Raw genomic sequence first — 12,131 nt, forward strand, 5'->3', positions numbered from 1 at the left:
GGGCCGTGCCCGAGCAGGCAACACGGGGTCTCTTTTGGCCCAATATGCTCAATTATTGGGCAAGGAGTGACCCCGCGTTGCAGTAAGCCGCGGATGTTAGCCCCGGGACGAACCGCCCAGCACCACGTTCACCGGGTCCTTGCCTTCGAGCAGCAGGCCGATCTGCTGCCTGATCAGCCGGACCATCCGTGGGAACATCGCCGAGCTGGCCCCGCCAACGTGCGGGGTAATCAGCACGCCGGGAGTGCTCCACAGCGGATGGCCGGCCGGCAGTGGCTCAGGGTCCGTAACGTCCAAAGCGGCACGCAAACGGCCGGACGACGTCTCCGCCAGCAAAGCGTCGGTGTCCGCCACGGGGCCGCGGGCCACGTTTACCAGCAGGGCACCATCGGGCATCGCGGCCAGGAATTTCGCGTCCACCAGCTGCTGCGTCTGCTCGCTGAGGGGCACGCTCACCACCACAATCTCGTGCAGCGGCAGCTGTTCGTACAGCGAGTCGATCCCGAAAATCTTCCCGGCTTGGTCCTCACGCTCGCGGCTGGCCATCCGGGTCACGTGCGCCTCGAACGGCAGGAGCCGCGCCTCAATCGCCTTGCCCACTCCCCCGTAGCCCACCAGCAGCACGCGCCGGTCCGCCAGGCTGGGCCGCTGGCTGTTGTCCCACGTCCCGCTTGCCTGGTTCCGCACGAAGTCGGCCATGCCGCGCTGGCTGGCGATCATCATCCCCAGCGCCAGTTCAGCCGTCGAGGTCTCGTGGACCCCAGCCGCGTTGGCGAAAACGCAACCCTTGGGCAGGACATCCGCGACGCCGTCGTACCCAATCGACTGGCTCTGCACCAGCCCAACGTCGACGCCCTCCAAGGCAGCCAACGCCGCCGGCTTCCCCATATAGGCCGGTACCAACAGGTCCAGGCGGCCTTCCGGAGCAGGTCCCGTCAGGTCCCAGAGAACGAAGTCGACGCCGTCGATCGGCTCCAGCGCATCCAGCAGCTTTTGGTCGGGCAGGCACACCCGCAGCCGCGGGCTCATGCCGCCACCACGAGCTTGAGTGAGGAATTCATAAAGGTGATCCTAGTGCGCTGTCCGGCGGAAGAGCAGTTAGATGACTCCTCCGCCAGCCCGCTTTATGCGAGCACCCGGGCCGTTGCCAGGACGATGTCCCGCTGATCTGCGTAGTGGCCGGCCAGGGAGCCGTTCAGCTCCTTGAGCCAGCCGTTTCCGGCCGAGTCCAGGATAGTGGCGTCCAGGTCCTGGACTGCGGGTGCCTCAAGGATGTGCTGTGCTGCAAGGGCTGCGCGGTGCAGCAGCAACTCCGCCATACCCACCCCATGCCCGGATTTTTGCCCGTAGCCCATCAGGAACGCTTCGAGGAGTTCAGGGTGCTCCGGGCTGGCCGGGCAGGTGCCGATCAGGTCCCGGACCGCCGAGGCGACATCGGCGGCGGCGGGCATCACGCCGGATTCGTCGAGGTCGAAGTAGGTTGCTTTACCTTCCGACCATCTCAGGTTGTCGAGCTCAAAGTCCCCATGCCCCATGACGAGCAGCCCCGGCTCCAGGCTTTCTTGCAGCCTGTTCAGGGCGTGGGCAGCGTCCGCAAGGTCCTGGTTGGCGTGGGTACCCAGGCGGGAAAACACGTCCGCTTGCTCCTGGCGGCCTACGGGTTCCACCCGCCCAGCTGCCTGGTGGAACTCCGCAAGCGCTGCACCCCAGGCGGCGGCAGCGCCGGCGTCGAGCCCGTCCACGTCCAGCTCCTCGCCGTCCACCCTTCGCACCACGCACGCCGCCATCTCGCCGAGAGGCGTGTGGATTAGCTCCACCGCCCGGCCCACGCGTGACCCCACCAGGTCCGCCACGGGTGCTCCGGCGTCGTGGAGCCGGTCATGCAGCTGCGCTCCGCGCTGCAGGCGCGCTCCTGCCGTGGACCCGGCCGGAGCGAAGCGCGCGTAGAGCACTCCACGGGCATCCCCGCCAGGCGGCACAACGAACACGTGCGCCGCCGAGGAACGCCAGTACCGCAGGCCACCGGCGGGAATGTCCCAAGCCCGGCCGACCGCGTCTGCCACCTGAGACCGCCACTCGTCGTTAACGGTGGTTCGCAACGCGGCGATCTGAGTTAAAGGCAGCATGGGGCCATCCTGACACGCACCACGCCCAAGTCCGAGTCAATTTCGACCCCTCCCCACGAACTTGGTACAGGTTAATAAATGCACGACCTACTGAATCCCGCCATGCCCCTCATTGCCGTCACGCTGGCAGTGGCCGCAGGCCTGGTCCTGTCCTGGCTGCTGCGCAAGCTCGTCCTGCGCCTCAACCGCAAGCGTCCGGAGCTCCAGGCCACCTCGCGGGTGGCCCGGCAGCCGTTGCGTTTGGCACTGTGCCTGATCGGCGTCCGTACCGCGCTGGGACTGACAGCCGCGGACGAAAGCTGGCTTCCCGCCGTCGACCATTTGCTCCTGATTGCCCTCATCGGTTCCCTTGCCTGGCTCGCCGTGGCAATACTGCTGATCATCGAAGCGGTGGTCTTGGGCCGGTACAGCGTTGACGTCGCGGACAACCGGCGTGCACGGCGGCTGCGGACCCAGATGATCCTGGCCCGCCGGATCGGGGTGGCGCTGGTGGTGGTGCTCGCCGCCGGCTCGGTGATGCTGACCTTCCCGGCCATCCAGGCCCTCGGCGCCGGGCTCCTGGCCTCCGCCGGCGTGATCTCGATCGTGGCCGGCCTGGCCGCCCAGACCTCGCTGGTGAACGTCTTCGCCGGCATGCAACTGGCCTTCACGGACGCCATCCGCGTGGACGACGTAGTAGTGGTCCAGAAGGAATGGGGCCGGATCGAGGAAATCACACTCACCTACGTGGTGGTCCACATCTGGGACGACCGCCGCCTCATCCTGCCCTCCACCTACTTCACCACCACGCCGTTCGAGAACTGGACCCGCCGCCAGTCCGAGGTGATGGGCACCGTGGAGTTCGACCTCGACTGGCGCGCCCCCGTGGAAGACATGCGCGCCGAACTGCGCACCGTTCTGGCCGGCACGGAGCTGTGGGACGAGCGCGTGGGCATCCTGCAGATCACGGACGCTACCGGCGGATTCGTCCGGGTCCGCATCCTCGTCAGCGCCGCGGACAGCGCTGCGCTGTTCGACCTGCGCTGCCTCATCCGCGAGGCCATGGTCAGCTTCCTGCAGCGGGGCCATCCCGAGGCCCTTCCCCAGCAGCGCTGGACCGAGGCAGCGTCCGACGGCGGTGCCTCCTCCCACCGTCCCCAGCCACTGCGCGGGCTGGGAACCTCTGCCCGCGAGGGCTCGCGGCCTCCCGCTGAGCCGCAGGAGTCCCAGCTTTTCACAGGTTCGATCGAAGCCGTCCAGCGCTCCCGGGCCTTCACCGGTCCGGGCGAGGATGTGTTCCAGGACCGGGACCAGACGCTGGCGTCCAGAAACTGAAAGACCTTGATAGGTGACCATATGGTCACCTATCATTGGTCCTATGGATGCCGTGTTCAAGGCGCTTTCCGACCCCACCCGGCGGGAGCTGCTCGACGAGCTCTTCCGCGAGGACGGCCAAACCCTGGGCACCCTCGAAGGACGCTTCGACATGACCCGGTTCGGGATCGCCAAGCACCTCAGGATCCTGGAGGAAGCCGGGCTGGTGGTAACCCGGCGCCGGGGGCGCGAAAAGCTGCACTTCCTGAATCCGGTCCCCATCCGGCTCGTCCACGACCGCTGGGTGAGCAAATACGCAGAACCATGGGCCGCTGGCCTCAGCGACCTCAAATCCAGATTGGAAAGTCCCATGGAAAAAATCTTCGAGATCTACATCAAGACCACGCCGGAACGGCTCTGGGAAGCCATCACGGACAGCGAAATCCGCAGCAAGTACCAGTTCGGGAACACCATCGAAACGGACTGGACCCCAGGCAGCAGCTTCACCATGAACAACGTCAAAGCAGGCGCGCCCCTGGGTGAAGGCGAGAACCTGGAAGTGGACCCGCCGCGCCGGCTCGTCCAAACCATGCGCGCCCTCTGGGGCGAGGACGTCAAGGCTGAGGGGACCTCGAAGGTCACCTGGGACATCGAACCCGTGGGTGACTCCTGCCGGCTCACCGTTACCCACAGTGACCTCCGGGAAGGCGCGAACGAACAGCTCTACGGCGGCTGGCCAATGATCCTCTCCGGCCTGAAAACCTGGCTGGAAACCGGCGAGAAACTCACCACACCCGGCTCGCTGATGTACACCTAAGTCCCTCGCTGCAGAGCTGAGAAACGGACGACGGCGGGAGGCGGCCGGGTGCCCCCCCCACCGTCGTTTCCGAAACAGGCACGCCTCCGGCGTCTCCCCCTTTAGTGTTGTTGAGGCAGATCACGTAACCGTTTACGTAAACCGTTTGCGTACCTGCCAATAAACAGCAGTAAAGCCAAGGAGAACCAGTGGTCACCATCAGGGACGTCGCCATGCACGCCGGCGTATCTCCCGCCACCGTCTCCCGGGTGGTTAACGGCCTCGTGGGCTACTCGGAAGAGACCCGCGAGCGCGTGGAGGAGGCGGTGCGCAAACTCAGCTACGAAACCGACTCCCTCGCCCGCGGCCTGAAGACCCGGCAGACCTCGGTCATCGGGCTGCTCGCACCAATGGTGTCCGACGCACTGGCCTCCCAGGTGATGCAGGGCGTGGAAGAGGAGGCCCAGGAGCGCGGCTACGCGGTTATGCTGGGCCGCACCGGCGCCAAGTCCGCCTACATCGCAAGCTACCTGCGGACCCTGCGCACGTACCGGGCTGCCGGCGTCATCCTGGTATCAGCAGTCATCAAGCCCGAAATCCGGCAACTGCTGGGACCCGCCATCCCGGTGATCTCCGTTGCCATCAGCGACAAGTCCGGCTCACCCAGCGTGGCCATCGACGACGAAAAGGCAGCATATGACGCAACCCGTCACCTGCTGAAACTGGGCCACCGCCGTATTGGACTGCTGGCCGGCAATCCGGACTCGGTCTTTGTTGCCCAACCCCGGCAGCGCGGCTACCTGCGCGCGATGACCGAGGCCAAGTGCGAACCGGTCACTGCCTCGGGAAGCTTCTTCTATGAGAGCGGCGCGCCCGGCCTTAACCACTTGCTGGAACAGGACCCCGGCCTCACAGCCATCTTCGCCGTCAGTGACGAAATGGCCGCCGCCGTGGTGAACGAACTCCAGAAACGGGGCCGCCGCGTCCCGGAAGACGTGTCCGTCCTCGGCTTCGACAACACCTCCACCGCCCTGCACGTCCATCCGCCGCTGAGCACCATGGCACAGCCGCTGGAGGAGATGGGCCGGATGGCGGTCAAGAAACTCCTCCGCTCCCGGGACCTCGGGCCGCGGATCATGCCGCACAAACTCATCGAACGTGGCTCCACGGCCCCGCCCCCTCCAGCGTCCCACCAGCCCTAACCCCGACCCATCCCCCAACCCAAGGCGAGCGCCGGCACCTCCCCGTGCCGCCGTCGTCGTGATTCCCTGCGCCCGAAAACAGGCCAGAACCCACCCAAAGGAGCAACACATGAGGCAGCGTCGCCACACCTGGCAGACACTCATCACCACCACCGCACTGGTGACGGCCGCCGCCGTCGGCCTGACCGCCTGCGGAGGATCCAGTGCGGAACCAAAGGCCGCGCAGAGCGCCCCGGCCTTCGAAGGCAAGGGCCCCATCAACTACGTCTCCTCCCGCGACGCTTCCGGTGCCGCGAACAAGAGCATCGAGGAGTGGAACGCGGCGCACCCAGAGGAGAAAGTCACGTTCATCGAACTGCCCGACTCCGCCGACCAGCAGCGCCAGCAGCTCATCCAGAACGCACAGATCAAGTCGGACACCTTCAGCGTCCTGAACCTGGACGTGGTGTGGAACTCCGAGTTCGCCGCCAACAAGTGGGTCCTGCCGTTGCCGGAGGACGCCATCTCCACGGACAAGATGATCCCGGCCACCGTGGACGCCGCGAAGTACCGCGACACCCTGTACGGCGCACCGTACTACACCGACGGCGCGCTCTTCTACTTCCGCCAGGACCTGCTCACAGCGGCCGGCATTGCCGCCCCGCCCAAGACCTGGGACGAAATGAAGGCTGCCTGCGAAAAGGTCCTGGCCCTCCCCGACGCCGCCGGCATGTCCTGCTACGCCGGCCAGTTCGACAAAAACGAGGCCCTCACCGTGAACTTCTCCGAGGCCGTCGCCTCAGCCGGAGGCACCGTGGTGGACGCCGAGGGCAAACCCACCGTGGACACTCCCGAAGCCAAGGAAGGCCTGAACCTGCTGGTGGACGGCTTCAAGGAAGGGCTCTTCCCCTCCGACGCCATCACCTACCTCGAAGAGCAGGGCCGCCGGGCGTTCCAGGACGGCAAAGTGGTGTTCCTGCGCAACTGGCCGTTCCTCTACTCCTCGCTGAGCGCCACCGACGGTTCCAGCAAGGTGGCCGGCAAGTTCGGCATCACCTCCATCCCGGGAACCGACAGCACCGGGGTCTCCACGCTGGGCGGCCGCAACCTGGCCGTCTCCCCGTTCACGCCCAACAAGGCCACTGCCCTGGAGTTCATCAAGTTCTTCACCAGCGAAGAACAGGCCCGCAAGCGCCTTGAGCTCAGCTCCCGTGCCCCGGCCTACGCCGCCCTCTACGAGGACCCCGCCGTGGTAGCCAAGCGGCCGTTCTTCCCCACCCTGCTTGAGTCCCTCGAAAACGCCCAGCCCCGCCCCAAGGTGGTCCAGTACGGCGCCACCACCAAGGCCATCCAGGAAGAGGCCTACGCCGCACTCACCGGCGAGAAGGACACGGACAGCGCACTGAAGGACATGCAGGCCAAGCTCGAGGAGCTCTCCGCCAAATGACCACCGCCGCAAACCTGGACCATAAAGCCGGCAGCCCGCCCGGCCGTTCCTCGGGCAAGCACGGCTCCGCACCCAAGACCGCCACCAAGAACGCCGGACGGACACCCGGTGAAGGCCGGATGGCTGCCCTGCTGCTCTCCCCCACCCTCCTGGTCCTGGCCCTGGTGATCGCCTACCCGCTCATCTCGGCCATCCACCAGTCCCTCTACCGGGCCCAATCCGGCCTGGACGCGGACGGCTTCGTCACCGAAGGCGAGGCTTTTGTAGGCCTGGCCAACTATTCGGACCTCTTCGTGGGCGAATCCGGGCAGCGGTTCCTGAACGCCTTCGGCAACACCACGTTTTTCACCGTCACCACCGTGCTGCTGGAGACCATCCTCGGCCTGGCCCTGGCGCTGGCCATGAACCGTGCCTTCAAGGGCCGGTCCTTCCTCCGCGCCAGCATCCTGGTCCCCTGGGCCGTGCCCACCGCCGTCTCGGGCCTGCTGTGGCGGTGGATTTTCCAGTCGGACGGCATCGCCAACAGCCTGCTGGGCAGCGAAATCCTCTGGACCGCCGAGGGCACCGCGTCCAAGGTGGCGGTGATCGTGGCCGAGGTCTGGAAGACTGCGCCGTTCATCGGCCTGCTGGTCCTGGCCGGCATGCAGATCATCCCGGAGGAGGTCTACGAGGCAGCGAAGATCGACGGCGCGGGCTGGTGGCGCCAGCTTGGCTCCATCACCCTGCCGCTGGTCAAGCCCACCCTGCTGGTGGCCGTCCTGTTCCGCATGCTCGACGCCCTGCGGATGTTCGACCTGCCGTTTGTCCTGATCGGCCCGGGCAAGGAATCGGTGGAGACCCTGTCCATGCTCGCCTGGGACGAGTCCAACCAGCTCCGCTACGGCTCGGCGTCGGCCTTCGCCGTCGTCCTGTTCCTGTATGTCGCCGCCGTCGCCATTGTGTTTGTGAAGGTGCTGGGTGCGGATGTGACCGGCGCCCGGCAGCTCGGCGCCAAACGCCGGGAACGCAAGGCAAACCGCACCCAGAAGGCTGAGGCCACCCGATGACCATCACCGACCTGCGCGGCCTCGCCGCTTCCGATCCGTCCAAGCGGGGTTCGGGCTCCGGGGATTCCGACGCCCTGCTGCACACCAAGCAGAAGCGCACCTGGCGCTCCTATTCGGTCTACGCGGGCCTGGCACTGATCTTCGTTTACTGCCTGGCTCCTTTCTACTGGATGATCGTCTCCAGCCTGCGCCGCACCGCCGACATTTTCGACAACACCCTGTTGCCGGCCCCGTTCTCCCTCGAGAACTACGCCAAGGTATTCGACGGCTCCACCATGTTCGGCCAGGCATTGCTGAACAGCCTGATCGTGGCCGGCGTGACCACCGTGGCCGCGCTGGTGCTCGGGATCTTCGCCGCATACGCGATCTCCAGGCTGAACTTCCGGTTCAAGTCGGTGATCCTCGGCGTTATCATTGCGACGTCGATGTTCCCCGGCATCTCGGTGGTGGTGCCCCTGCTGCGGTTCTTTACGGACCTGGGCTGGATCAACACCTACCAGGCCATGATCATCCCCAACCTGTCCTTCGCCATCCCGCTGGCCGTCTGGAACCTGACCACGTTCATGAAGCAGCTCCCGTTCGATCTCGAAGAGGCTGCCATGATCGACGGCTGCACCAAGTGGCAGGCGTTCCGGAAGGTGCTGCTCCCGCTCGCCGCGCCGGGGGTGTTCACCACCGCGATCCTGACGTTCATCCACAGCTGGAACGAGTTCATCATCGCGCTGTCCATGATCAACGACCCCGCGGTCCAGACCGCCACCGTGGCCATCTCCAAGTTCACCGGCGCCACCGAATTCCAGGCACCGTTCGGTGAGCAGATGGCCGCCGGTGTCATCGTGACGGTCCCGCTGGTGATCATGGTGCTGGTCTTCCAGCGGCGGATCGTTGAAGGCCTCACTGCGGGGGCGGGCAAATGAGTGCTCCGGCGCCTGCAACGCACGACGGCGGCGCTCCCCTCCCGGGCCCGGCCACCGCCGAGTGGTGGCAGTCAGCCGTGATCTACCAGGTGTATCCGCGCTCCTTCGCGGACGGGAACGGCGACGGCGTGGGCGACCTGCCCGGGCTGATTGCCCGGCTGCCGTACATCGCGTCCCTGGGTGTGGACGGGATCTGGATGACGCCCTTCCAGCCCTCGCCGCAGGTGGACCAGGGCTACGACGTCAGCGATTACTGCGGCGTGGACCCGCTCTTCGGCACCATGGAGGATTTCGACCGCCTCCTGGAACTGGCGCACTCGCTGGGGCTGCGCATCCTGCTGGACGTGGTGCCCAACCATTGCTCGTCCGAGCATCCGCTGTTCCAGCAGGCCCTCGCGGCAGGACCCGGTTCCCGGGAGCGGGAGTTGTTCCACTTTGTGGAGGGCCGCAGTTCCGGGCCGGAATCTCCCAGCGACCTGCCGCCCAATAACTGGCAAAGCGTCTTTGGCGGCCAGGCCTGGTCCCGTGCAACTCCAGATTCGGACACGGACACGGAGTGGTACCTCCACCTGTTCTCCGCCGGCCAGCCGGACTGGAACTGGCGAAACCCGGAGGTGGGTGACTACTTCGAAGACGTCCTTCGCTTCTGGTTCGACAAGGGCGTGGACGGCCTCCGGATCGACGTCGCCCATGCACTTTTCAAGGCCGAGGGGCTGCCAGATGCCCCCTCTGCCAGCCCTGTGGTGGACGGGCTGCGGTCCAACCCGCTGGTCTCGGACCAGGAGGAGGTGCACGAGGTGTACCGCCGCTGGCGCCGGCTCGCGGAGCAGTACCAGCCGCAGCGCCTGCTGGTGGGCGAAGTGAACCTTGAGCCTTCCCGTGCCGCCCGCTACACCCGCGGCGACGAAATGCACCAGGCCTTTGCGTTCGCCTTTGTCCGGCTTGGCTGGGACGCGGTGGCGTGGGCGGCAGTGGGCACCGAGCTTGAGGCCGCCCGCACGCTTCACGGCGCGGCCCCCACCTGGGCTTTGGAGAACCATGACATCGTCCGCTCCGCCACCCGCTTCGGCGGCGGCCGACTGGGGGCGCGGCGCGCACGCGCGGCGCTTGTGGCACTCCTGGGCCTCCCCGGCTCCGCCTACATCTACCAAGGCCAAGAGCTCGGGCTTCCCGAGGTAGACGTCCCGGTGGACTCCCGCGTGGACCCGATGTGGGCTCGCGGCGGCGTCACCCGCGACGGCGCGCGTGTCCCGCTTCCCTGGGCGGAAAATCCAAGCCTCACACACGGGTTCTCGGAGCGGGAGGCTGCCGGCCCATGGCTGCCGGTCCCTGAAGGCTGGGGCGATTACGCCGTCGAGCGCCAACAGCAGGACCCGCATTCCGTGCTTCATCTGGCAACGCAGGCCATCGCCCTCCGCCGCCGGCTCTGGGATGAAGGAGTGTTCACCGCGGACGACGGCGGGACCTGGCGGGTGGAGGAGGGGACCCTGCTGCTCTGCGAGCGCAGCCCCGGCTTCCTGGTGGCCCTCGCGATGGGGGCCGAACGCGTGAAGCTGCCCGCCGGCGTCGTACTTTTCAGCGCGTTTCCGCTGGCGGAAGACGGCTGGCTGCAGCCCGACAACGCCGTGTGGATCCGGCGGGACTAGCAGGCTGGGACCTTGCTGAAGGGGGTGGGCGCACTATCCGGCCGGCGGCCGGTTGGTGCCGTCCCATCCCCTGCGCCGCAGGTTGCGTGTGGCCACCAGCGACCCGCCGATGAACAGCACACCCAGGACCACGGTGGCAACGCCCACGTAGAACCAGCCGCCCCGGCCGAAGATCATCAGCGCGGCACCGAGAATGCACAGGCCTTTCGCCGTGATATCCAAGTACAGCTGCACCTTTGGATTGTCCATAGCTCCACGATAAACCCCGCGCCGGCAGCCCGTCCCGGACCCTCCAGGCCCGGCCTTATTCCGCGCGCTGCCGCCACAGCAGGAACACACCGAACGTCACCAGGCACAGGACCAGCATGGCCAGCACCATGCGTGCCCAGCTTTCCTGGTCCACGCCACCGGCCGCGAAAACGCCGATCATCACGGTGGCGGTGATGGCGCCAACATACCGGCAAGTTTGGTAGATGCCTGCCGCGACACCGCGTTCCTGAGGCCGGGTGGAGACAAACATGCCCTGGTTCGTGGCAATACTTACAGTTCCGTAGGGGACGCCCATCAGGGCAGTCAGCACCGCCACCAGCGGGATCACGAGCGTGCCGGTCAGCAGCCACATAAGCGCGGCCGCCGCGGCCAGGAGCACGACGCCGGCAATCAGCACCCGCCGCACGCCGAACCTTCCCATCGCCCTGACTGCCCACGGCGTGGCGACCACCGACATCGTGGCCAGCGGCAGCATCAGCAGGCCAACGACGCCGGGATCGTAGCCGCCCGCTTCCTGCAGCAGCTGGGGCAGGCCGAAGAACACAAAGTAGTAGACGCTGCTGAACACTGCGAAGCCCAAGTAGACCAGCATCAGCGGCCGGTTGCGGCCCAGCAGCCGCAGGTCCAGGAAGGGCCGGTTGAACCGCAGCTCGCGCCAGGCGAACAGCGCACCGATCACAGTTCCGGCGGCCAGCATCCACCAGCGGTAGCCGGGCGCCACGTTCAGCGCAGCCATCATCACCAGGAGCAGGGCGGACACGAACCCCAGGATTCCCGGGATGTCCGAGTCCCTGACAAGTTCGGCGACGCTGCCTCGTTCCCGCGTCTCATCGTGCGGCGCCGCCTGCCTGACGATCAGCAACGCGGCCAGCGCCAGAGGCACGTTGATCAGGAACAGCGCTTCCCAACCCACAAAGCTGACCAGCAGGCCGCCCACCACCGGGCCCACGGCCGCCGCCGAAGTGTTGGCCATCTGGAGCCGGCCCAGCGGGCGCGCGGAATCCACCTTTGCCCGGTGCGCAACGGCTCCCACCATCACCACCGCGCTGGGATAAGCGGTGGCCGTGCCCAGAGCCATCACGGCCCGCGCCACGCAGAGCAGGGCGAAGTTCGGTGCGAGCGGCGCCAGCGCGCAGGTGACGGCAACCAGTGCCATACCCAGCATGAACATCCGGCGCGGTCCGAACCTGTCGGCCAGCCGGCCCATTACCGGCTGCCCGGCCGCCGAGGCGAGGTAGAACGAGGTGACCACCCAGGTGACGGCGGCGACGTCGAGCCCGAAGTCTGCGCGGAGCACCACCAGGGCCACAGCGATCATCGAGGAGTTGAGGGGGTTCAGTGCCGTGCCCAGGCTGAGGCCGGCGACGGCCAGGGCAGTCCGGGGTTTGTTGCTCACGGAAACAGTCTGG

11 protein-coding genes are annotated in these 12,131 nt (G+C 66.8%); 7 read left to right on the forward strand and 4 right to left on the reverse strand.

All coding sequences use genetic code 11. The annotated features are described in order from the left end of the window. Positions 1-96: 96 nt before the first annotated feature. Both G6R19_RS12825 and G6R19_RS12830 read right to left on the reverse strand, forming a co-directional pair. Complete coding sequence (locus G6R19_RS12825) at positions 97-1,029, reverse strand: 2-hydroxyacid dehydrogenase (RefSeq protein WP_163165505.1); 933 nt, start codon at positions 1,027-1,029, stop codon at positions 97-99. Positions 1,030-1,124: 95 nt separating this feature from the next. After that, on the reverse strand, positions 1,125-2,126 hold the full coding sequence (locus G6R19_RS12830; protein ID WP_163165506.1) for a phosphotransferase: 1,002 nt from the start codon (positions 2,124-2,126) through the stop codon (positions 1,125-1,127). Between the two features lie 78 nt (positions 2,127-2,204). On the opposite strand from G6R19_RS12830, the gene G6R19_RS12835 reads away from it, so the two are divergent. The 7 genes from G6R19_RS12835 to G6R19_RS12865 all read left to right on the forward strand — a co-directional run bounded on the left by G6R19_RS12835 (position 2,205) and on the right by G6R19_RS12865 (position 10,452). Beyond that, the gene (locus tag G6R19_RS12835; RefSeq protein ID WP_240341868.1) at positions 2,205-3,440 is read left to right on the forward strand and encodes a mechanosensitive ion channel domain-containing protein; all 1,236 of its coding nucleotides are present in this window, start codon (positions 2,205-2,207) and stop codon (positions 3,438-3,440) included. Between the two features lie 43 nt (positions 3,441-3,483). After that, positions 3,484-4,236 (forward strand): metalloregulator ArsR/SmtB family transcription factor, encoded by a 753-nt coding sequence (locus G6R19_RS12840; protein WP_163165508.1) that lies wholly within the window; start codon positions 3,484-3,486, stop codon positions 4,234-4,236. Positions 4,237-4,424: 188 nt separating this feature from the next. Next, positions 4,425-5,417: a substrate-binding domain-containing protein gene (locus tag G6R19_RS12845; protein ID WP_163165510.1), complete on the forward strand. Its 993-nt coding sequence runs from the start codon at positions 4,425-4,427 to the stop codon at positions 5,415-5,417. 109 nt (positions 5,418-5,526) lie between these two features. Beyond that, positions 5,527-6,843 (forward strand): ABC transporter substrate-binding protein, encoded by a 1,317-nt coding sequence (locus tag G6R19_RS12850; protein WP_163165512.1) that lies wholly within the window; start codon positions 5,527-5,529, stop codon positions 6,841-6,843. Continuing rightward, complete coding sequence (locus tag G6R19_RS12855) at positions 6,840-7,889, forward strand: sugar ABC transporter permease (RefSeq protein ID WP_240341869.1); 1,050 nt, start codon at positions 6,840-6,842, stop codon at positions 7,887-7,889. Before G6R19_RS12850 ends, G6R19_RS12855 begins: the two co-directional genes overlap by 4 nt. Beyond that, positions 7,886-8,806 carry a carbohydrate ABC transporter permease gene (locus tag G6R19_RS12860; protein ID WP_240341870.1) on the forward strand — a complete coding sequence of 307 codons (921 nt, stop codon included), beginning with the start codon at positions 7,886-7,888 and terminating at the stop codon, positions 8,804-8,806. The genes G6R19_RS12855 and G6R19_RS12860 overlap by 4 nt, the downstream gene beginning before the upstream one ends. Further along, complete coding sequence (locus G6R19_RS12865) at positions 8,803-10,452, forward strand: alpha-amylase family glycosyl hydrolase (protein ID WP_163165514.1); 1,650 nt, start codon at positions 8,803-8,805, stop codon at positions 10,450-10,452. The genes G6R19_RS12860 and G6R19_RS12865 overlap by 4 nt, the downstream gene beginning before the upstream one ends. 33 nt (positions 10,453-10,485) lie before the next feature. Here G6R19_RS12865 and G6R19_RS12870 read toward each other — a convergent pair whose 3' ends face one another. Beyond that, the gene (locus G6R19_RS12870) at positions 10,486-10,701 is read right to left on the reverse strand and encodes a hypothetical protein (protein WP_163165516.1); all 216 of its coding nucleotides are present in this window, start codon (positions 10,699-10,701) and stop codon (positions 10,486-10,488) included. Positions 10,702-10,756: 55 nt separating this feature from the next. Beyond that, positions 10,757-12,118: an MFS transporter gene (locus G6R19_RS12875; protein ID WP_240341871.1), complete on the reverse strand. Its 1,362-nt coding sequence runs from the start codon at positions 12,116-12,118 to the stop codon at positions 10,757-10,759. Positions 12,119-12,131: the final 13 nt, after the last annotated feature.

The organism is Arthrobacter sp. Alg241-R88 (genome assembly GCF_900537115.1).
In the GTDB taxonomy this organism is placed as follows: Bacteria; Actinomycetota; Actinomycetes; order Actinomycetales; family Micrococcaceae; genus Arthrobacter.

Coding starts and splice junctions, on each gene's coding strand:
- G6R19_RS12865 (WP_163165514.1), top strand. CDS start 8,803: ATGAGTGCTCCGGCGCCTGCAACGCACGACGGCGGCGCTCCCCTCCCG.
- G6R19_RS12825 (WP_163165505.1), bottom strand. CDS start 1,029: ATGAGCCCGCGGCTGCGGGTGTGCCTGCCCGACCAAAAGCTGCTGGAT.
- G6R19_RS12830 (WP_163165506.1), bottom strand. CDS start 2,126: ATGCTGCCTTTAACTCAGATCGCCGCGTTGCGAACCACCGTTAACGAC.
- G6R19_RS12835 (WP_240341868.1), top strand. CDS start 2,205: ATGCACGACCTACTGAATCCCGCCATGCCCCTCATTGCCGTCACGCTG.
- G6R19_RS12840 (WP_163165508.1), top strand. CDS start 3,484: ATGGATGCCGTGTTCAAGGCGCTTTCCGACCCCACCCGGCGGGAGCTG.
- G6R19_RS12850 (WP_163165512.1), top strand. CDS start 5,527: ATGAGGCAGCGTCGCCACACCTGGCAGACACTCATCACCACCACCGCA.
- G6R19_RS12870 (WP_163165516.1), bottom strand. CDS start 10,701: ATGGACAATCCAAAGGTGCAGCTGTACTTGGATATCACGGCGAAAGGC.
- G6R19_RS12860 (WP_240341870.1), top strand. CDS start 7,886: ATGACCATCACCGACCTGCGCGGCCTCGCCGCTTCCGATCCGTCCAAG.
- G6R19_RS12855 (WP_240341869.1), top strand. CDS start 6,840: ATGACCACCGCCGCAAACCTGGACCATAAAGCCGGCAGCCCGCCCGGC.